Origin of the sequence: Streptomyces sp. NPDC001406, assembly GCF_042895285.1 — a bacterium.
In the GTDB taxonomy this organism is placed as follows: domain Bacteria; phylum Actinomycetota; class Actinomycetes; order Streptomycetales; family Streptomycetaceae; genus Streptomyces.
In genome coordinates, this window is the sequence record NZ_JBIAWG010000010.1 from 111,399 (window position 1) to 130,063 (window position 18,665).

Sequence of the window (18,665 nt, forward strand, 5' to 3'; positions counted from 1 at the left end):
GACCAGCCCGCCGTCCTTGCCGAGGGGGCTCACCCTCTTTCTGCTCCTGCCACGGCCCTCACTTCACCGGGAACGCCACATCGCACACCGGGTCATGTGCCCCCGACGCCTCCCAGTCCGCGAAGTACACCTCCCGGCACGGCCCGGCCATCTCCAGGCCCTGACCGGACATCCACTCCTCCACCGCCTCGAAGGCGGCCAGGATCTGCGGATGGGCCACCTGGGCCTTGGTGATGCGGGTGAACGCCAGCCGCCGGGCCGGCTCCACCCTCACCTTCGTCTCCCAGGTCCGCCCGTGCCGGGCCGCCCACGCGCGGGCCGCCTCCGCGTCCGCGACCGGTACGCACGACTCCGCGGGGCCGTCGCTCTCCATGGACACCTCGGCGTGGTAGACGACGAACGGGGCACCCGCGACGCCCCCGCACTCCCGTGCCGCCGACTCCAGCCGCCCCAGTGACGCCCCGATCCACGCCGGCAGCTCGTCGGCCAGGGTGTGCCGCGTCTCGGTGATCACCACCTGCTCGGGCACGTCCACCGTCTCCACCACGAACTTCCCGTACATCTCCGCACTCCTCCCGGACAACCGTCCACGGAGGTACTCGGCGAGCGTCCGCTGCCCCGCGACCCGCGCCTCGACGTCCGCCCAGTACGCGGCGAGCCGGTCCGCGGCCTCGGGCCCGTCCGCCTCCACCACCTCGGCGATCCGCGCGAGCGGCATGTCCAGCTGCCGCAGCAGCGCCACCAGGCGGGCACGCTCCGCCTGGTCGGCGCGGTAGTAGCGGTAGCCGCTGGCCCCGTCGACGCGTGCCGGGGACAGCAGTCCGAGCCGGTCGTACAGCCGCAGGGCCTTGGCCGAGAGCCTGGCCCGCGCCGCGAACGCGCCGATGGTGAGCAGTTCGTCGTCCACTACGCCATCCTCCGTCACCGGGCGCCTTCCGCCCGGTGACTAGGACGCTCACCCTTGCCCCAGGGGCAAGGTCAACCCGACTAGGAGAGCTGGGCCTCCACGGCGGCCACGAGCTCGGCCGACTCCGGCTCGGTCTGCGGCGAGAAGCGGGCGACGACCTTGCCGTCCCGCCCGATCAGGAACTTCTCGAAGTTCCAGCGGATGTCCCCGTCGTGCCCCTCGGCGTCGGCGAAGCCGACCAGACGGTCGTACAGCGGGTGCCGGCCCTCGCCGTTCACCTCGACCTTCTCGGTCAGCGGGAAGGTCACGCCGTACGTCGCGGAGCAGAACTCGGCGATCTCCTCGGCGCTCCCGGGCTCCTGCCCGAGGAACTGGTTGCAGGGCACGCCCAGCACGGTGAAGCCCTGTCCGGCGTAGCGCTCCTGCAGCCGCTCGAGGCCGATGTACTGCGGGGTCAGCCCGCACTTGGAGGCCACGTTCACGATGAGCACGGCCTGGCCCGCGTACTGCGGCAGGTCCGCGGAACCGCCCCGGAGGGCGCCGATCTCGACGTCCAGTACGGAGCCGTTGTCGTCAGTAGTCGTCATAACCGGATGCTAACTCCGGTAAGTGTCCCGGAGGTGACCGGTGTGCCGACGGCTCCCGGCCTCGGCTCCCGGCCTCGACGAGGACCTCGCCCGCCGCGGTGCGCGAGTACAGCACCGAGCGGCCCGCCCGCCGCCGCTCCACCAGCCCCGCGTCCAGCAGCACCTTCAGATGCCGTCCGACGGACCCGAGGCCCTGCCCGGTCACCGCGGTCAACTGGGTGGTGCTCATGGGGGAGTCGAGCAGCACCAGCACCCCGGCCCGTGCCGCCCCGAGCAGCGCGCCCAGGCTCGCGGGCACGGGCGCGGCGCGGCCGTCGGCGAGCACGCCCGCGCAGGGGTAGATCACCGCGTACCGGTCCCGCTCCTCCCACGACACCCACCCGTGCCGCTGCGGCGTCACCGGAACGAAGACCAGTTCGGCACCGGAGATCTCGCGCGGCGGGTACTCGTGCCGGTTCACCTGGAGCCTGCTGTCCCCGAGCCACCGTGTCCGCCCCGGCCGGATCGAGTCCAGTACGGCCGCCCAGCCGCCCCGGCTCACCTGTGCCGTCCGCGCGACCACATCGGCCTCCAGGACGCGTCGGCGCCGCTGCCAGTACGGCCGTACGGTCTCCTCCCAGACGTACTCCAGGAGCGCGGCCGCCCGCTCCGGCAGGTCGTCCCGGTCCAGGGCGGGCGGCAGCGGCCCGGCCAGGGACACCCGCAGATGGGCGCGGGCGTCCGCCGGGTGGGCCGCACGGACCCGTGCCACGCCCTGCTCGAACGTCTCGCCGTCCCGGGGCGTGGGCGTGAGGAAGTCGGCGATCCAGTCCGCGCCGAGGCCCGCGCGCACCAGCACCGCGGTGACCGGGTCGGACGCCAGCCGGGCCCGGTAACCGGGCAGATGCGTCCGCAGCCAGTCCTGCTCCCCGGGATGGGCGCCCTCGGCCGCGTGCAGCAGCTTGAGGCACGCGAAGGTCTCGGCGACGGGGGAGAGGACGAACCGGCTGCTCGCGAGCGTGTCCGCGTCGACCTGCCACCAGCCCATCCGCGGCCCTCCCCACGACGTTCCCCACGATGTTCCGTACGACGTTTCGCACCAGGGCGAAACAATAACGGCCGCCCGCGCGGCCGCCGCAGACTCCGCGGCATGCGCAGCTATCAAGTCCTGTTCCGTACCCCGGAGTTCACCCCGCTCTTCGTTGCCTCCGCCGCACATACGGCGGCCCAGACGGTCGGCGGTCTGGCCCTCGGCACGCTCGTGTACCGGGCGACCGGGTCGCCCCTGCTGTCCGCGGTGAGCATGTTCGGCCCGTCGCTGGCCCAGGTGCTGGGCGCGGCCTTCCTGCTCTCGGGCGCCGACCGGCTGCCCCCGCGGGCCGCCCTGACCGGGATCTCCCTGGCCTTCGCGGCCGGTACGGCGGCCCTGGCCCTGCCCGGCCTGCCGGTCGGAGCGGTGTTCGCCGTCGTCCTGGTGCTGGGCCTGGTCGCCTCGCTCGGCGGCGGGGTCCGGTGGGGCCTGCTGACCGAGATCCTCCCCAAGGACGGCTATCTGCTGGGGCGCTCGGTGTTCAACATGACGAGCGGGATCATGCAGATCACCGGCTACGCGACCGGCGGCCTCCTGGTCGCCGCCCTCTCCCCGCGCGCCTCGCTGCTGCTGTCGGCGGCGCTGTATCTGGCGGCCGCCGTGGGCCTGCGGCTGGGCCTCACCGCCCGCCCGCCGAGGGCCACCGGCCGCCCCTCGGCGTCGGCGACGTGGCGCACCAACGCCGTCCTGTGGTCCGCCCGCCCCCGCCGCCTGACCTACCTGGGCCTGTGGATCCCCAACGGCCTGGTCGTCGGCTGCGAGTCCCTCTTCGTGTCGTACGACCCCGGCGCCGCGGGCACGCTGTTCGCCTGTGCGGCGCTGGGCATGCTGGCCGGGGACATGACCGTCGGCCGACTGGTCCCGCCGACCGCGCGCACCCGCCTGGCGACCCCGCTGCTCCTGCTGCTGGCCGCGCCGTACACCCTCTTCGCCCTGCACCCGGCGGTCCCCGTCGCCGCGGTCTGCGCCGCGGTTGCCTCCGTCGGTTTCGGGGCGAGCCTGGTCCAGCAGGAGCGGCTGATGGCGCTGACCCCGGACGAGCTCGGCGGCCACGCCCTGGGGCTGCACTCGGCGGGCATGCTGACCCTGCAGGGCGTGAGTGCCGCGCTGGCGGGTTCGGTGGCCCAGTTCACCTCGCCCGCGACAGCGATGACGGTGATGGCAACGGCGTCACTCGCGGTGACGCTCGCGCTGGCTACGGCTGCTCGGTGGCCTCGGGTTCCGGAGCGGGGGCCGGAGCCGGCACCGTCGGGGCGTTGAGGCCCGCGTCGAGCTTCTGTGCGGCCCGGTCGAAGTAGCGCAGCAGCTCCACCGGGAACGGCATCACGAGGGTGGAGTTCTTCTCGGCGGCGACCTCCACGACCGTCTGGAGCAGACGCAGCTGCATGGCCTCCGGGGTGTCCGACATGATCCGCGAGGCGTTGGCGAGCTGCTGCGCGGCCTGGAACTCACCATCCGCGGTGATGACCCGGGCGCGCCGCTCGCGCTCCGCCTCGGCCTGCCGGGACATGGAGCGCTTCAGGGACTCCGGCAGCTGTACGTCCTTGATCTCGACGCGGTCGATGTGGATGCCCCACTCGGCGGCCGGGCTGTCGATCATCAGCGCCAGGCCCTCGTGCAGCCGCTCGCGGTCGGTGAGCAGGTCGTCGAGGTCGCTCTTGCCGATGATGGACCGGAGCGAGGACTGGGCGACCTGGCCGACGGCGAAGACGTAGTCCTGCACCTCGATGGCGGCCCGTAGGGGGTCGGTCACCCGGAAGTAGACGACGGCGTCGACCTTGACGGACACGTTGTCCTTGGTGATGCCCTCCTGGGTGGGCACCGGCATGGTGACCACCTGCACGTTCACCTTCCGCATCCGGTCGGCGAACGGGATCAGGAAGGTGATGCCCGGATGACGGTACGACGGCAGCGCCTTGCCCCAGCGGAACACCACTCCGCGCTCGACCTGGTTGACCACCCGCATCCCACTGCGCAGCACGAGCAGGGCCAGCACGACCACGAGCACGACTGCGACGACGGTGCCCTCCATGGCACTCCATTCTCCGACGGGACATTGGGACACCGGAGATGACATCGGCCGGGGCCCGGCGGATGCGGTGGGGCGCGTCAGGAGTGCGTAAAGAATCCTGACGCGGGCAGGTGGCGGCATATATCGGTAGCCGGTATATGCTCGGCGTATGACCGAGCAACCGCTGCGGGAGCCGACGCTCCTTCTCCTGACCGCGTTGGCGGACGCCCCCCGCCACGGCTACGCGTTGATGCAGGAGGTAGAGAAGATCTCCCGGGGCCGGGTCCGCATGCGGGCCGGCACCCTGTACGGCGCACTGGACCGCCTGCTCAAGCAGGGGCTCGTCCGCGTCGAGAGCGAGGAGATCGTCGACAGCCGGATGCGCCGCACCTACGCCCTCACCGACGCCGGTTCCGTCCTGCTGGCCGCCGAGGCCGAGCGCCTGCGCGCCACCGCCGACGAAGCGGTGAGGCGCCTGGGCGCCAACCCCGCCCGGCCGGACGGAGCCACCGCATGAGCACGCCCCCGCCGCACTGGACCACCCGTGCGTACCCCGCCGCCTACCGCCGCGAGTACGCCGCCGAGATCAGCGACCTCATCCTCCGCGTCACGGCCGAGGAAGGCCGGCGCGCCGGTGCCCTCGAACAGGCCGCGGTCCTCGGTCACGCCCTGCGCCTGCGCACCGGCCTGGACTCCGCCCGCCCCGGCGGCCGCCTCCTGGCGAGGCTGCTGCCCCTGGCGATTCCGACAGCCGCCACTCTCTCCCTCACCCTGCTCGTCCTGTGGCGGGTGCCTCCGCTGCCCTGGGACGGTGAGCGCGCCTACACCCCGCTCGCCTACGCCCCCTGGCTCGCCGTCCTCGGCTGTGCGCTCGCGGGCCGCTGGCCGGCCGCCCGGATCGCCGCCGGGGCCGCGCTGCTGGGCGCCGTCGTGTCCGTCCCCCTGGTCCGCTGGACGGACGGCACGGAAGGCCTCGCCGAGAACCGGTCGACGCTCGCGGGGCTGGCCCTGGTCGCCGTCCTCGTCCTGCTCGCCCCGCCCGACCTGCCGCCCACCACGAGTTCCGCCCGCCGGACCATGGCGCTGATCGCCCTGGCCCTGGGAGTGCCGCTGCTGGTGGGGTCGCTCACGGTCTTCCAGGCCGACTCCGGGCCGTCCGCCACGACCGACGCGCGCCCCGATCCGCTGCGTCTGCTGTTCTTCTTCACCCCGCTGGTCCTCGCGGTGCCCGCCGCCCTGGCGATGGCCCGCGCCCGCTTCGGCCCCCTCCTGGCGGCCCTCCTGATGACCGCTTCGGTACTCGCGTTCGTCCCGGTCGGCCGGCTGCAGCAAGTGCCGTACGCCGGCGGGGGCTTGCTGGCCCGCCTGACCTTCCTGACCGGCGCACTGACCCTGACCGCCTACGCGACCCGCACCATCCGCAACCGCCGACGCGGGCTCAACGGCCCCGCTGGTGAAGGCGCACGAGTTCGCTGAGGTCGTTCGCGACCATGACCCGCGCGAGACGTCCGGCGACTGCCACGGCCTAAGGCCAGGCCTTCGAGGTTGTCGGCATCGCAGAAGTCGTCGAAGAGCGTGTGGAAGATGTGATCCAGGCTCTCGAAGACGGACGGGTCCAGTCAGACGTCCCGCTGCCACGGCGGGTTGGCCGGCGCCAGGACTGCCGGGACGCTGGTGGGGACCGGTCGCGGGACTGTGGCGGGAGGGCTTGAATGAGGGCGTGCGGAGGAATGAGGGTGTGACGGGGGAGGACGAGGGAGGGTGTCATGGACCCGGCCGTCGAGCCGCTGGCCGTATCGCGCGGTCCCTACCGCCTGCACGCCGAAGTCCTGCCGGGAAACGGCACGCCTGTGGTCCTCATGCACGGCTTCCCCGACAGCACCCGCCTCTACGACCGGCTGCTGCCGTACCTCCAGGGCCGGGCGCCCGTGGTGCGGTTCGACTTCCTGGGCTGGGGGGAGTCGGAGAAGCCGCGCGAGTACCCCTACTCGGTGGCCGGTCAGGTGGGCGACCTCTCCGCCGTCGCCGGAGCGGTGGCCGAGAACCTGGGCGCCCGCCGGCTGGTGCTGGTGGCGCACGACGCCTCGGGCCCGCCCGCGATCGACTGGGCGCTCGCCCACCCGGACCGGGTCGAGCGGCTCGTCCTGCTGAACACCTACTACCACTGGACCCCCGCGCTGCGCCGCCCGCCCGCCATCGCCCTCTACTCCACGCCGCTGCTACGCATGGCCGCGCGCGCCGCCGTCCGGCGCCGACCGGAGCTGGACCGGCGCCTCTTCGCCTGGCAGGTCGGCCGGTTCATCCGTGACCCAGGCGTGCGCGAACAATACGTGGCGCGGCTCTACGAGCAGTTTCCCGCCGCGCGCCCGGCCTTCTGGCGGCTCAACGACGAGCTCCTCGCGGCCGTACTGAGCCGCACACGCCGCCTCCCCGAGCTGCGCGCGTTCCAGCCGCCCGTACGGGTCGTCTTCGGGGCCCGGGACCGCTACCTCAACGCGCGGGTGGCGCGGCAGTTCACCGACCTGTTCCCGAACAGCGAGCTGTGTCTGCTGGTCGACGCCGGTCATTACGTCCAGGTCGACGAGCCCGGGCAAGTGGCCGACGCGATCGTTTCCGCGTAGCTCAGGATGGCGCCCGAAATCGAACACGTGCTTGAATTTGGCCCATGCGACCGTTCCTCGACGACCTCGTCCAGGCGCAGCAGGCGTGGACCGCCACCGGTGCTGGGCATGTCCGCGCTGCCACCTGACGCACCGCGGCTCCGGGCGATCCTCGTGTACCTCCAGGAACAGATCGCGCAGAGCGACACCGTCGGCATCTATCTGCGTCTGCAGCGGGACGCGGTACGGGAGGCACTGGACCGCGCCGAGGGCCGGTCGGCGCCGGGAAGCCCACGGCCGAACGCGCCCGCACGGCGTCCCGCCGTACCGCCCTCCTTCGCGCCGAGCCGGGGCCGGCGGCGGTCGACGGGGTTCGTCGTCCAGCAGAAGCGGACGCCGGGCGGACCCGAGCCCGCCGTGATCCACACGGACGACTGCACGATGATCGAGGGCACCCCCCACCCGATCGGAGACCACGAGGCCCGCGTCGCGCTCACGGACCCGAACATCGAACCGTGCGGGTTCTGCCGCCCGGACACCGAGCTGGGCGTCCTGGACTAGAGGCACCGCCGCCCGTCCCGACCGTCCCACCTGCGCTCAGTAGGCCCCGGTGCCGGCCACGACGACACGCACGGTACGAGCGAGAACCGCGAGGTCTCCGGCCGGGGACCAGTTGTCCACGTACCGCAGGTCCAGGGCGACCGTCTCGTCCCAGGACAGGTCGGAGCGGCCGCTGACCTGCCACAGGCCGGTGAGCCCCGGCTTGACGGACAGCCTGCGCAGTTCCACCTCGTCGTACCCGGCGACCTCGTCGGGCAGCGGCGGCCGCGGACCGACCAGGGACATGCGGCCCTGCACCACGTTGAACAGCTGGGGCAGTTCGTCCAGGGAGCAGCGGCGCAGCACCCGGCCGGTGCGGGTGATCCGCGGATCGCGGCGGATCTTGAACATCCGGCCGTCCTGCTCGTTGCCCCCGGCCAGCTGGTGCCGCAGCCGCTCCGCGTCGGCGACCATGGTGCGGAACTTGGCCATGGTGAACGGCCTCCCGTTGCGGCCGATGCGCGTCTGCCGGTGCACGACCGGGCCCGGGGAGTCCAGCCGTACGGCCAGGGCCACCGCCGCGAACACCGGGGCGAGCAGCACGATCAGCAGTGCCGCGCCGAGCCGGTCCGTCACCGACTTGACGAGCATCGCGAGCCCGCGCCGCAGCGGCGGGGCCACGTTCAGCATCGTGAGCCCGGCCACCGAGTGGATGCCCACCCGGCGCCCGGCGACCTCGCTCAGGCCGGGTACGACCACGAGCGGGCGCTCCTCGCCGTGCAGGGCCCACGACAGCCGCCGCAGGCGAGTGCCGGACAGATGCGAGCCCGGTACGACGACCACCACGTCCACATCGAGCCGCCGGGCCGCCTCCAGTACCGGGGCGGTGTCGGCCGACGGGCGCTGCGGCGCCTGTCTGTCCAGGCGGGTGGCGACCGGGGCCAGCGCGTGCGGGTCCTCGTCGCCGACCGGGCACACCCCGACGACGACGAGCTCGTGGTCGGTCCGTCGCGCGAGGTGGCTCACCAGACCGTCGACGGCGTGCGCCTCCCCGATCACCAGGGCCCGGCGGACGGCGAGGCCGTCGCGGCGCCGGGCGAGAAGATGACGGTGGATCAGCCGGTGCACGACGGCGCTCGTCGGCACGCAGGGCACCAGTGCGGCGAGCGCGACGAGGAACGGGGACTCCTCGCCCGTCGCCGCCCGCACCACCGCGAGCAGGCCGACGAGTACCAGCCAGTCCTGCAGCGCGAGCCCGGCGCTGTTGCCCTCGCCGAGACTGCGTTCGGCGTAGCGGTTCCGTACGACGCGTACGAGCAGCCAGGCCGCGGCCGCCACCGTCGCGTAGGCCAGGGCACTGGCGCGGTCGACCAGTGCGAAGGCCAGGTATACCGGCAGGGCCGCGCCGGTCGCGTCGCCGACGACGGCGGTGGGTGCGTACCAGGCGGCCTTGCCGGTGCGGCGCCGGGGTGGCGGCGGCTCCCGGATGACCTGTGTCTGCGCAGGTCTTGCCCCAGGCACGTGGGGCATTGTGTCCTCGAACAGCCACATTCCGCCTCCAAGTACATCAAAAAGGACTGTTCGAGTGTGTATGGATGTGCCATGCACATGGGGGCGCGACGCTGGGGTGCGGGCAACTCTCACCCGATGAGCAGAGTTCCATGCCGATTGCATATGCCAGGTGCCCGTACGTCAGGCCGGGACCAACGCCACCTTGAACATTTTGGGCCAGAACTTCCCGGTGACCAGGAACTGATCCGTGCCGGGGACCGCCGCGATGCCGTTGAGCGTGGACCCCGGGACGAGTTCGTCGGCGCGCAGCAGTCCGGAGGCGTCGATGCGCGCCGTCACCGCTCCCGTGGCGGGATCGATGCGCACGATGCGGTCGGTGAGGAGCACGTTGGCGTACACCGCGCCGCCGACGCACTCCAACTCGTTCAGCTCCGTCACCGGCCGGCCGTCCTCGGTCACGGTGACCTCGCCCGTCTTCGCGAGCGTGCCGGGGTCACGGAACGTCAGCCGGGCCGAGCCGTCACTGGTCACGATCCGGTGCCGGTCCCGCTGGAGGCACACGCCCCAGCCGTCGTCCGGGTACGGGACGCGACGCAGCTCCGCAAGTGTCTTCGCGTCGCGCTCGATTGCGGTCCGGTCCCGCCAGGTCAGCTGCCACAGGGTCCGGCCGAGCACGGTGATGCCCTCACCGAACAAGGGCGCGGGGAGCGCCACGCGCACCGTGGGCTCCTCGCCCAAGAGCCCCGCCCGCACCGAGGACTGGCCGGACAGGCCGGTGCCTTCGTAGAGCGTGCCGCCGGCCATCTCAAGTCCCTGGGTGAACGCCTGCGGGTCGTGCGGAAAGGTCTTGAGCACCTCGACCCGCAGCTGCTCGACCCGGTGCGCCGGCGGGCGTGCCGCGAGCAGCAGTGCGGCCGCGACTACGGCCCCCGTCGTGCGGCGCACACGCTCAGACACGGCAGGCACCGCCCGGCTCGATCGTGGTCCGCTGCGGCATCACCAGAGACTGCCGCAGCAGCGTCGGCGTGCCGTCCGCGTGCGGCTCCCGCAGATGCAGCACCAGGGTGCGGCTGGAGCCGGCGGGCAGCTCCAGGTCCTTCGTGAACACGGAGTGGCCGCGTTCGAGGGCCGGCGCGAGCAGCGCGCTGCGGCCGTCCAGGGTGGCGTCGGTGAGGGTGGCTCCGACCCCGGCGTAGTACGACACCCTCAGGCGGTTGTCCCCCGGGCGGGTGCGGTAGGGAGGCTGGTCCGCCCTGAGGGTGACGTAGTCGGGCAGGCCAAAGGCCGGGGCCCGGTTGGTCAGGGTCATGCGTACGGTGACCGCGCGCCCGTCGCCGGAGCAGGCTCCCGCCTCCCAGGTCAGACTGCGGTCGAGGTAGTAGTCCAGCTTGCCGCCGGCCGCGTTGTTCACCACCATTCCCGCGAAGGGGCCGGGGGTGTCCGGGAGCGCGCCCGCGTAGGGGCGGGACTCCAGGAGGCGCTGCTCCGCCGGGTGGGCGCTCCAGACCTTCAGCCGTCCGGCCCGCTGGGCGTCGTTCACGGCGACGAGCAGTGCGGGCAGCCGGTGCGTGTCGTCGAGCGCCCCCATCAGCCGCGCGGCGGCGGCACGGGCGGCGTCGACGAAGAACGCCTTGCGCCGGGCCACGTCGTCGTACTTCGCGTAGCTGGTCCGCTCGGTGAGGTCCACGACGTTGCCCGGGGTGAGCTCGGTGCCGTCGGCCATCCGGGCCGGGCCGGTGACCTGCAGGAGGCGGCTCAGCGTGACCGGATCGACGGCGATCGCCCCGTCCACGCGCTCGCCGGTGTGCTTGCGCCAGGCCGCCGCCCAGATGCGGGCAGCGTAGGGGAAGTGCGGGCTCATGTTGGAGTTGGGCCAGGTATGGGCGGGGTCGCTGCCCGCGTACCGGGTGTTGAATTCCGCACCGAGGTCGATGTCCGGCTTTACCGTTTCCATCTCCGTGTTGTTGCCGAACCGCTCGAACGACAGCCGGCCCCGGTCGGCCCGCAGCACGGCGAAGGCGCCCGGAAGGCCCCCGGTGCCGCGCGACTCGGCGAGGTTCTGGAACGCGAGGAAGTAACGCCGCTGTCCTTGCGTGCCGAGCATGGGCGGCAGGACGCGAGCGGCCACGGAGGCGTCGGTCATCACCGGGGCGAGGCGGTCCAGTTGCTGCTGCAGCCCGGCCCGGGCCCGGTCGGCCGCCGGCAGCCAGGTGGACCGGGGCAGACCGTGCACATCGGTCCGCACCTCGGCCACGACATCCGCGGCCCGGGCGATGTCCCGCCCGTGCTGTTGCAGCCCCGCGAGGGCCTCGGACATACCGCCGCCGTCCTGCGTGGCCGGCGGCAGGACGTCGGTCAGCGAGGTCAGCACATCGCCGGCCAGCCGGTCCACGGCGTAGGCGGTGCCGCGCACGGTGCGCACGGGCTCCCCGAGAAAGGGCAGTTCGGCAACGGAGTACCAGGCGGGCCCGGTGGTGAGACGATGCGCCCGAGCCGCGTGGTCGGCGGCCGAGCGCACGGCCTGTTCCGCCGCCCGTGCGGGCACCGTGCCAAAGGCGGAGCCGGCCGCCATCGAGTGCCGCAGCGCGTCGAGGTCCTGCTGGGCCGCGAGCAGCTCCCGGCGGGCGAACAGCCCGGTGGCACCGATCCAGACGGCGCCGGCCAGCGGAAGCAGCGCGGCGGCCAGGAGTGCGGTCCTGAGCAGGCGGCGGCGACCCGGTGAGGGTTCGCCGGAGAAGTCTTCGGAGGAGTCTTCGGAGGAGTCCTTGGCGGAGTCTTCTGCCCCAGGCATGCGGATGGCGTCCCGGCCGGGGCCGGGACGCCGTTCCACTTCAGTACGGATGTCTCGCTCCGTCATGAACTGCCCGTCATGAGTTGCGGCGACGGCGTACGGCCAGCGTCGTGCCACCGCCCGCCAGGAGCAGCGCCGCGGCGGCGCCGCCCAGGGTCAGGGCCTTTGCGTTGCCCGTCTCAGCGAGACTTTCGCCGTTGTGCTGCTGAGTCTGCTGCTCGTAGCTCACCGGGTCGGTGACCAGCTCGCGGTCGTGGGATCCGTTGTTCCCGTCGTCATGTCCGTCGTGCCCACCGGGGTGCTGGGTGGGGCTGTGGGTCGGCTTCGGGGGCTTGGTCGGCTTCGGAGGCTTGGTCGGCCTCGGGGGCTTCGTATGCGTCGGAGTGGGCGTCGGAGTGGGCGTCGGCGTCGGGGTGCCACCGACCCCGCCCACGATGTAGATGGTGACGCCGACGCTCTGGTCGGGGTTGTCCCCGGTGAGCCGGAAGACGTGCCAGCCGTTGGGGGCGTTCGTCGGGATGGTCACCGTCCCGGCCAACGATCCATCGGCCCTGGCCTGGAAATGGCCGAGGACGATCGGTGTCGATTCCAGCAGCACCGTGATGGTCTGGAAGGGGGCGAAGACTCCCGCGGGCGTGTCGAAGCTCAGCAGTTCGCCGGCAGTCACCGTCGTGGTGCTGACGTTCAGTGGCGGAGGTGACCCCGGGTATGGCTGCGCGTAGGCGGCCTGCGCGCCAACCAGGGGTGCCGCGATGAGCATGGCAGCCGATGCCGCCGATGCCAGGGCAACCCGCCATTTGGGCGATGTCGTCATCTTTTTCACTCTCCTCGTCTCGACTTCAGTCCGGGCCAGGCTGCAGCGTGGTCGTGATCAAGATTTCGGGTACCAAGGATCTTGATACATGGAATAAGTGGGACATACCGACAGCTATTGGTGTGGCGGCACTCAGAAGCCATCGGATGGTGGAGTGCTTGCCCACCGTTGGCCTACGTCGCCGCGTCGGCTCCCCTCGTTTGAGTGCTTGAGTCCCTATGTTTCGGTGTGCCCATAGGGAACAAGGCATTTCATTTCGGATAGATCCCTCGGTCTGCGAGGGGTTATGAGGGGTGCAGCTTGGATCTCCACGGATTCCTTAGAGCTATTGCCAGACGCTGGCCGACCTTCCTGGTCTGTCTGGTCCTCGCGATCGGCGCCGCACTCGCCGTGACCGGCCTGAGTACCCCCGTCTACGAGGCGCGGACCCAGCTCTTCGTGGCCACCCCCAGCAGTGAGGACACCGCCCAGCTGAACCAGGGGCAGAACTTCTCGCAGGCGCGCGTGCAGTCGTACGCCTCGATCGTGACGACCCGCCAGGTCACCGTTCCCGTGGTGAAGAAGCTGAAGCTGCGCATCACACCGGAGGAACTGGCGTCCCGGATCACCGCCGTCGCCCCGCTCAACACCGTGCTCATCGACATCACCGTCCGGGACACCGTGCCCAGGCGGGCGGCCCGCATCGCCAACGCCGTCGCGGAGCGGTTCAGCGTGGTCGTCGAGCAGTTGGAGACGCCCAAGCGCGTCGTCCAGCCGGCGAAGGGGGCTGCGCACGCCTCGCCCGTCTCACCCGTCTCCCTGGGCGTCACCCAGGAGGCCGTCACCCCCATCCATCCGGTCTCGCCCCGCCCGCTGCTGAACCTGGCCGTGGGCGTGCTCGGCGGACTGCTGGTCGGTGCCGGACTCGTCGCCCTGCGCGAGACCCTCGACACCACACTCAAGACCAGCGAGGCGCTGGGCGAGTTCACCGCGCTGCCGGGTCTCGGCACCATCCCGTACGACAGGAACGCCCCCAGGCAACCGCTCGTCAGCACCGACGGACGCTCCAACCGCGCCGAGGCCTTCCGCAAACTGCGTACCAACCTGCAGTTCTCCCAGGTCGACGACCCGCCTCGGATCATCGTGGTGACCAGTTCGCTGCCCGGCGAGGGCAAGACCAACACCGCGGTGAACCTCGCCCTCTCGCTCGCCGAGGCGGGCGTCTCCACCTGCCTGGTCGATGCCGACCTGCGCCGCCCGTGCGTGGCCAGAACCTTCGGCCTCGTCCGGGACGCCGGTCTGACCACGGTGCTGATCGGGCAGGCCCGCGCCGAGGACGTGATGCAGCAGGTCGGCGGCCGGCTCTCGGTGCTCGCCAGCGGTGCCGTACCGCCGAACCCCACGGAACTGCTCGCCTCGGCACGCATGCAGGAGGTGCTGCGCGAGCTGGCCGACACCTACGACGCCGTGATCGTCGACACCGCGCCGCTGCTCCCGGTCGCCGACACCGCCGGACTCGCCTCGCTCGCCGAGGGCGCGCTGCTCGTCGTACGCGCCGCGAAGACCAGCCGGGACCAGGTCCGTTCCGCCGCGGAATCGCTGGACCGCCTGGGCGTCCGCGTCCTCGGCACCGTCTTCAACATGGCTCCCGTCCCCAGGGGCGACCGCTACGGCGCCTACGGGCCCTACGGCGAACTGCCCGCACCCCGTGTGTCGGCTCCTCAGGAGGAGGCCGCGGCGCCCGCGGCGACGCAACTCGCCGGCGAAGGATGACATGACCCGGGTCCTGTTCGTCTGCACGGGCAACGTCCACCGCTCGGTGCTCGCCGAGCGGCTGCTGGCCGCGAAGCTTCCGCCCGGCTCGGCCGTACGGCCGAGCAGCGCCGGCACGGAGGCATGGCCCCGGCCCGGCATGGAGAGCTCCACCAGGGCGGTGCTGGAGAAGCTGGGCGGCGACGGCTCCGGCTTCGAGGCCCGCCCGCTCACCGCACGGCTCGTCGCGGAAGCGGGGCTGGTCCTCGGACTCGCGGGCGAACACCGGGAGGCGGCCGTGCGGCTCGCGCCGGCGGCGATGCGGCGCTGCTTCACCCTGAAGGAGTTCGTGCGGCTTGCGGTTGCTGTCGACGCCGTGGACGTCGTCGACGCCGTGGTCGCGGCCGCGGCGGGCCGCCGGGGCCGCGCCGCCCCGGTCCCGCCGGCCGAGGACGACATCGCGGACCCGTGGGGAAGGCCGCACCCTGTGCTGTACGAGTGCGCCCGCGAGATCGACGGTGCGGTGAGCACGCTCGCGCGGCTGCTGGGCGGCGGGGCGAGCGCCTGACACAATGCCGCGACGCGACGCTGGTCGTGGGGTTGGGGAGGGAAGCGGCGTTGATCTTTCGTGGGGTGCTCGCACTGCTCGCGGGCGGCGCGTTCACGGCGGTGGCCTGCGGCTACCGCGGTGTCGACGTGTGGGTCTGGGACTGGGCGGACGTGGTGTTCACGCGGCGCGCCCGGTACGGAACGCCCTGGCGGAGCCTGACCACCATGCGGATCAACTTCGGGATCGCGGGAGCGATCTTCCTGGTGGCCGGCCCGTACTTCCTGACGCACTGACCGCGGCCGGGCACTTACGGGGCCCCGTCAGCGGCTGTCGCCGTCACCGCCGTCGCCGAAGGTGAGCTGCCCGGGTGCGCCATGATGGGCCCGTGGACTTCGAGCCGTACCGGGGTGAGTTGGTGGCGTACTGCTACCGGATGCTGGGCTCGTTCGACGAGGCCGAGGACCTGGTCCAGGAGACGATGCTGCGGGCCTGGAAGGCCCGTGACCGGTACGACCGCACCCGCGCGTCCGTGCGGACCTGGCTGTACCGGATCGCGACCAACGCCTGCCTGACGGCGCTGGAGGGGCGGGCCCGGCGGCCGTTGCCCTCCGGGCTGGGTGCGCCCAGCGAGGACCCCGGGGCGCCGCTCACCTCGGCCCTCGACATCCCCTGGCTGCAGCCGTTCCCCGACGCGCGCTTCGATGCGGAGGCGCGGACCGACCTGCGGGTCGCGCTGGTGGCGGCGACGCAGGTCCTGCCTGCGCGGCAGCGAGCCGTGCTGGTGCTGCGCGAGGTCCTGGAGTTCACCGCCGCAGAGGTCGCCGAGCAGCTGGGGACCACGGCCGCGGCCGTCAACAGCGCGTTGCAGCGGGCCCGTGCCGCCCTCGCCGGCGTGGGCGGCGTGGACGAGATCACGGAGCCGGACGATCCCGAGGTACGCGCGGTGATCCAGCGCTATGTACGAGCCTTCGAGGCGGCCGACGTCCCCGCGCTGGTGCAACTGCTCACGGACGAGGCGGTCCTGGAGATGCCGCCGGTGCCGCTGTGGTACCGGGGCAGCCGCGACTACGGCCTGTTCATGGAGCGTGTGTTCCGGATGCGGGGGACGGGCTGGACCATGACGCCCCTGACCGCCAACGGGCAGCCCGCGCTCGCCGCGTACGCGCCGGAGCCCGGCGGCGGGCATCGGCTGCACACGCTGCAGGTCCTCACCGTCACCGGCGGGCGGGTCGCGCACAACGTCGTGTTCGCCGATCCGCACGTGTTCAGGGCGTTCGACCTGCCCCGGCGGATTTCTTCCGACGGATTTCGCCGCGCGCGATGAGTGGGGCCGATGCCGCCGGTATGTACGGCTGAGCATCGAGCGAAGGGACACCCATCGTGAGCGTCATCGTCATTGAGTTCATCACCCTGGACGGATTCGTGTCCGACCCGGACGGCTCCGCCGGCACGCCGACCGGCGGCTGGGCGTTCCAGCACGGTCCCGAGGCGGTCGCCGGGGACAAGTTCCGGCTCGGCGGCACCCTCGACGAAGGGGTGCTGCTGCTGGGGCGTACGACCTGGCAGTTGTTCTCACGCATCTGGCCCGGACGGGACGACCCCTTCGCCGCGCGGATGAACGCCGTACCGAAGCTGGTCGTCTCCCGCACGCTGACCGACACCTCGACGTGGACGAACTCGCGCCTCGTCGACGGCAGTCTCGTCGACGCCGTCAGGAACGAGAAGCGGGACGTGATCATCACCGGCAGCCTGAGCGTCGTACAAGCGCTGATGGCCGAGGCACTGATCGACGAATACCGGCTGTTGACCTTCCCCACGATCCTCGGCACCGGCCGACGGCTCTTTCCCGACCACGGCCCGCACACCGACCTGGAGTGCGTGTCGGCCGAGCGTTCCGGCGCCGCCGTCCTTGCGCGGTACCGGAGGACGGCACGATGACGGTCCATGCAGGCAGTTGCCGGCAACGGCGCTGCACCTGCCGCTCTTCGGCAACCTAGGCCTTCGAGTCCGGCTTCCAGTCCTGGGCGAGGAGCCCGAGCAGCACCTCGTCCAGGAACTCGCCCATCACCCAGGCCGAGGAGCGCAGCACGCCCTCGCGGACGAAGCCGTTGCGCTCGGCCGAGCGCAGCATCGCGGTGTTGTCCGCGAGTGTCTCGATCTGCAGTCGCTGCAGACCGCGCACGACGAAGCCGTAGTGGCACAGCACTGCGACCACGTCGGTGCCGTAGCCCTGGCCGCGGGCGGACGGCAGCAGCCCAAGGCCGATGTGTGCGGACCGGTTGTGGTTGTCGATGCCCCACAGTGTCGCGGTGCCGACCAGGGTGCCGCCGTCCAGCTCCACCACGGAGAACGGGACGTGCCCCTGCTCCTTGTCGTCCACCACGAGCCGCGGATCCTTCGAGCCGGGCGTGATCGGCCGCCACGGCCCGCTTTCGGCCCGCGAGGCGTTGACCACGTCGTCGTAGAGCTCGGTCCGCAGGACCGGGATGTCGTCCTCGTGCCGGGCCCTGAGCCCGACCTTGCCGCCTCGTAGCATGCGTGCTTCCTATCCGGCCGGACTGGCCGGCGGCAAACCAATTTGCGCAGGCTTGATCGCTTCAGGGGGCGCCAGGCCGTTGTCGGGGGTCAGGCCGTTGTCAGGGGTCAGGCCGCTGAGCTTGTCGGGGTTGACCTGGAAGCGCAGGTTGTGGATACGGCCGTCACCGAGGTCGAAGGAGAGGGCGCCGACGGTGTGGCCGTCGAGGGTGGCCAGGATGCCGAGTTCGCCGTTGATGACGGCCGGCTCCATGGTCAGGGCGGCCAGTTCGGGCTTGGCCAGGAAGCCCAGGAGCCAGCGCGCGACATGGTCGATGCCGTGGAGCGGGCGACGGGCCGCGGTGACCTTGCCGCCGCCGTCGGACCAGGCGGTCACGTCGGGGGCGAGCAGTTCCATCATGGCGTTCAGGTCGCCGCCCGCGCAGGCGTCCAGGAACTGAGCGGTGATCTGCCGGCGCCGGTCGGGGTCGGCGTCGTAGCGGGGGCGGCGGGCCCGGACGTGCGCGCGGGCGCGATGGGCGATCTGACGGACCGCCGGCTCGGGGCGTTCGAGGGTCTCGGCGATCTCGCCGTGTGAGTAGCCGAAGACCTCGCGGAGCAGGAAGACGGCGCGTTCCACGGGGCTGAGGGTTTCCAGCACGACCAGCATGGCAGTGGAGACGGAGTCGGCCAATTCGGCCTCCGAGGCGATGTCCGGGGACGTCAGCAGGGGTTCGGGGAGCCACGACGTAGGTCTCGCGGGTGGCCCGCGCGGAGGTGAGGCGATTCAGGGAGAGGTTGGTGACCGTGCGCACCAGGTACGCCTTGGGATGGCTGATCGCGTCGCGGTCCGTGGCGCTCCACTTCAGCCAGGCGTCCTGCAGGACGTCCTCCGCGTCGGTGACGCTGCCCAGCATGCGGTAGGCGGTGGCGAACAGCAGCCTGCGGTGTTCGAGGTACGGGTCGTGCCCGGCGCCGGTGTCGATCACCGGCTCAGGCTCGCAGCGCCGCGAAACGGACGGCAAGGCGGGGATCGCGG

General features: G+C 72.1%; 19 protein-coding genes and 1 pseudogene. 10 read left to right on the top strand and 10 right to left on the bottom strand.

What is annotated here, in order from left to right:
• Positions 1–58: 58 nt before the first annotated feature.
• The 3 genes from ACFY1J_RS24605 to ACFY1J_RS24615 all read right to left on the bottom strand — a co-directional run bounded on the left by ACFY1J_RS24605 (position 59) and on the right by ACFY1J_RS24615 (position 2,521).
• A complete protein-coding gene (locus tag ACFY1J_RS24605; RefSeq protein ID WP_390709783.1) occupies positions 59–907 on the bottom strand; it encodes a MerR family transcriptional regulator in 849 nt (282 codons plus the stop codon).
• A gap of 80 nt (positions 908–987) precedes the next feature.
• Positions 988–1,494: a glutathione peroxidase gene (locus ACFY1J_RS24610; protein WP_390709784.1), complete on the bottom strand. Its 507-nt coding sequence runs from the start codon at positions 1,492–1,494 to the stop codon at positions 988–990.
• The gene (locus ACFY1J_RS24615; protein ID WP_390731922.1) at positions 1,481–2,521 is read right to left on the bottom strand and encodes an ArsR/SmtB family transcription factor; all 1,041 of its coding nucleotides are present in this window, start codon (positions 2,519–2,521) and stop codon (positions 1,481–1,483) included. Before ACFY1J_RS24615 ends, ACFY1J_RS24610 begins: the two co-directional genes overlap by 14 nt.
• A 102-nt stretch (positions 2,522–2,623) precedes the next feature.
• Between ACFY1J_RS24615 and ACFY1J_RS24620 the strand changes: the two genes are divergently transcribed.
• Positions 2,624–3,823, top strand: a complete 1,200-nt coding sequence (locus ACFY1J_RS24620) for an MFS transporter (RefSeq protein WP_390731923.1) — start codon at positions 2,624–2,626, stop codon at positions 3,821–3,823.
• On the opposite strand, the gene ACFY1J_RS24625 is transcribed toward ACFY1J_RS24620, so the two are convergent.
• Positions 3,759–4,595: a slipin family protein gene (locus ACFY1J_RS24625; RefSeq protein ID WP_390731924.1), complete on the bottom strand. Its 837-nt coding sequence runs from the start codon at positions 4,593–4,595 to the stop codon at positions 3,759–3,761. The two genes, ACFY1J_RS24620 and ACFY1J_RS24625, sit on opposite strands and share 65 nt — an antisense overlap.
• A 148-nt stretch (positions 4,596–4,743) precedes the next feature.
• Between ACFY1J_RS24625 and ACFY1J_RS24630 the strand changes: the two genes are divergently transcribed.
• The 4 genes from ACFY1J_RS24630 to ACFY1J_RS24645 all read left to right on the top strand — a co-directional run bounded on the left by ACFY1J_RS24630 (position 4,744) and on the right by ACFY1J_RS24645 (position 7,735).
• A complete protein-coding gene (locus tag ACFY1J_RS24630) occupies positions 4,744–5,091 on the top strand; it encodes a PadR family transcriptional regulator (protein ID WP_363298241.1) in 348 nt (115 codons plus the stop codon).
• Positions 5,088–6,050 carry a hypothetical protein gene (locus tag ACFY1J_RS24635; protein WP_390709788.1) on the top strand — a complete coding sequence of 321 codons (963 nt, stop codon included), beginning with the start codon at positions 5,088–5,090 and terminating at the stop codon, positions 6,048–6,050. Before ACFY1J_RS24630 ends, ACFY1J_RS24635 begins: the two co-directional genes overlap by 4 nt.
• 290 nt (positions 6,051–6,340) lie before the next feature.
• Positions 6,341–7,195 carry an alpha/beta fold hydrolase gene (locus tag ACFY1J_RS24640; protein ID WP_390709789.1) on the top strand — a complete coding sequence of 285 codons (855 nt, stop codon included), beginning with the start codon at positions 6,341–6,343 and terminating at the stop codon, positions 7,193–7,195.
• A 108-nt stretch (positions 7,196–7,303) separates the two neighbouring features.
• Positions 7,304–7,735 carry a DUF6233 domain-containing protein gene (locus ACFY1J_RS24645; protein ID WP_390731925.1) on the top strand — a complete coding sequence of 144 codons (432 nt, stop codon included), beginning with the start codon at positions 7,304–7,306 and terminating at the stop codon, positions 7,733–7,735.
• 36 nt (positions 7,736–7,771) lie between these two features.
• On the opposite strand, the gene ACFY1J_RS24650 is transcribed toward ACFY1J_RS24645, so the two are convergent.
• The 4 genes from ACFY1J_RS24650 to ACFY1J_RS24665 form a co-directional block, all read right to left on the bottom strand.
• Positions 7,772–9,244 (bottom strand): sugar transferase, encoded by a 1,473-nt coding sequence (locus ACFY1J_RS24650; RefSeq protein ID WP_390709791.1) that lies wholly within the window; start codon positions 9,242–9,244, stop codon positions 7,772–7,774.
• A gap of 162 nt (positions 9,245–9,406) precedes the next feature.
• The gene (locus tag ACFY1J_RS24655; protein WP_390731926.1) at positions 9,407–10,183 is read right to left on the bottom strand and encodes a glutaminyl-peptide cyclotransferase; all 777 of its coding nucleotides are present in this window, start codon (positions 10,181–10,183) and stop codon (positions 9,407–9,409) included.
• A complete protein-coding gene (locus ACFY1J_RS24660; protein WP_390731927.1) occupies positions 10,176–12,017 on the bottom strand; it encodes a DUF4012 domain-containing protein in 1,842 nt (613 codons plus the stop codon). Before ACFY1J_RS24660 ends, ACFY1J_RS24655 begins: the two co-directional genes overlap by 8 nt.
• Positions 12,018–12,093: 76 nt before the next feature.
• Positions 12,094–12,831, bottom strand: a complete 738-nt coding sequence (locus tag ACFY1J_RS24665) for a hypothetical protein (protein WP_390731928.1) — start codon at positions 12,829–12,831, stop codon at positions 12,094–12,096.
• 300 nt (positions 12,832–13,131) lie between these two features.
• On the opposite strand from ACFY1J_RS24665, the gene ACFY1J_RS24670 reads away from it, so the two are divergent.
• The 5 genes from ACFY1J_RS24670 (at position 13,132) to ACFY1J_RS24690 (ending at position 17,050) form a co-directional block, all read left to right on the top strand.
• Positions 13,132–14,583, top strand: coding sequence for a polysaccharide biosynthesis tyrosine autokinase (locus ACFY1J_RS24670; protein WP_390709795.1), 1,452 nt, complete (start codon positions 13,132–13,134; stop codon positions 14,581–14,583).
• A gap of 1 nt (position 14,584) precedes the next feature.
• Entirely contained in the window at positions 14,585–15,130 is a 546-nt protein-coding gene (locus ACFY1J_RS24675; RefSeq protein WP_390709796.1) for a low molecular weight phosphatase family protein, read from the top strand.
• 50 nt (positions 15,131–15,180) lie between these two features.
• The gene (locus ACFY1J_RS24680) at positions 15,181–15,405 is read left to right on the top strand and encodes a hypothetical protein (RefSeq protein ID WP_390709797.1); all 225 of its coding nucleotides are present in this window, start codon (positions 15,181–15,183) and stop codon (positions 15,403–15,405) included.
• Positions 15,406–15,497: 92 nt separating this feature from the next.
• A complete protein-coding gene (locus tag ACFY1J_RS24685) occupies positions 15,498–16,436 on the top strand; it encodes a sigma-70 family RNA polymerase sigma factor (protein ID WP_390731929.1) in 939 nt (312 codons plus the stop codon).
• Between the two features lie 56 nt (positions 16,437–16,492).
• On the top strand, positions 16,493–17,050 hold the full coding sequence (locus ACFY1J_RS24690; protein ID WP_390709799.1) for a dihydrofolate reductase family protein: 558 nt from the start codon (positions 16,493–16,495) through the stop codon (positions 17,048–17,050).
• A gap of 55 nt (positions 17,051–17,105) precedes the next feature.
• Here the strand turns inward: ACFY1J_RS24690 and ACFY1J_RS24695 are convergent, their stop codons facing one another.
• Together ACFY1J_RS24695 and sigJ are read right to left on the bottom strand one after the other, a co-directional pair.
• Positions 17,106–17,648, bottom strand: coding sequence for a GNAT family N-acetyltransferase (locus ACFY1J_RS24695; RefSeq protein WP_390731930.1), 543 nt, complete (start codon positions 17,646–17,648; stop codon positions 17,106–17,108).
• 9 nt (positions 17,649–17,657) lie between these two features.
• Positions 17,658–18,543 (bottom strand): annotated as a pseudogene (gene sigJ, locus ACFY1J_RS24700) (RNA polymerase sigma factor SigJ).
• Between the last annotated feature and the right edge of the window lie 122 nt (positions 18,544–18,665).

Coding starts and splice junctions, on each gene's coding strand:
- ACFY1J_RS24610 (WP_390709784.1), bottom strand. CDS start 1,494: ATGACGACTACTGACGACAACGGCTCCGTACTGGACGTCGAGATCGGC.
- ACFY1J_RS24615 (WP_390731922.1), bottom strand. CDS start 2,521: ATGGGCTGGTGGCAGGTCGACGCGGACACGCTCGCGAGCAGCCGGTTC.
- ACFY1J_RS24620 (WP_390731923.1), top strand. CDS start 2,624: ATGCGCAGCTATCAAGTCCTGTTCCGTACCCCGGAGTTCACCCCGCTC.
- ACFY1J_RS24625 (WP_390731924.1), bottom strand. CDS start 4,595: ATGGAGGGCACCGTCGTCGCAGTCGTGCTCGTGGTCGTGCTGGCCCTG.
- ACFY1J_RS24630 (WP_363298241.1), top strand. CDS start 4,744: ATGACCGAGCAACCGCTGCGGGAGCCGACGCTCCTTCTCCTGACCGCG.
- ACFY1J_RS24635 (WP_390709788.1), top strand. CDS start 5,088: ATGAGCACGCCCCCGCCGCACTGGACCACCCGTGCGTACCCCGCCGCC.
- ACFY1J_RS24640 (WP_390709789.1), top strand. CDS start 6,341: ATGGACCCGGCCGTCGAGCCGCTGGCCGTATCGCGCGGTCCCTACCGC.
- ACFY1J_RS24645 (WP_390731925.1), top strand. CDS start 7,304: ATGTCCGCGCTGCCACCTGACGCACCGCGGCTCCGGGCGATCCTCGTG.
- ACFY1J_RS24650 (WP_390709791.1), bottom strand. CDS start 9,244: ATGCCCCACGTGCCTGGGGCAAGACCTGCGCAGACACAGGTCATCCGG.
- ACFY1J_RS24660 (WP_390731927.1), bottom strand. CDS start 12,017: ATGCCTGGGGCAGAAGACTCCGCCAAGGACTCCTCCGAAGACTCCTCC.
- ACFY1J_RS24665 (WP_390731928.1), bottom strand. CDS start 12,831: ATGACGACATCGCCCAAATGGCGGGTTGCCCTGGCATCGGCGGCATCG.
- ACFY1J_RS24675 (WP_390709796.1), top strand. CDS start 14,585: ATGACCCGGGTCCTGTTCGTCTGCACGGGCAACGTCCACCGCTCGGTG.
- ACFY1J_RS24695 (WP_390731930.1), bottom strand. CDS start 17,648: ATGCTACGAGGCGGCAAGGTCGGGCTCAGGGCCCGGCACGAGGACGAC.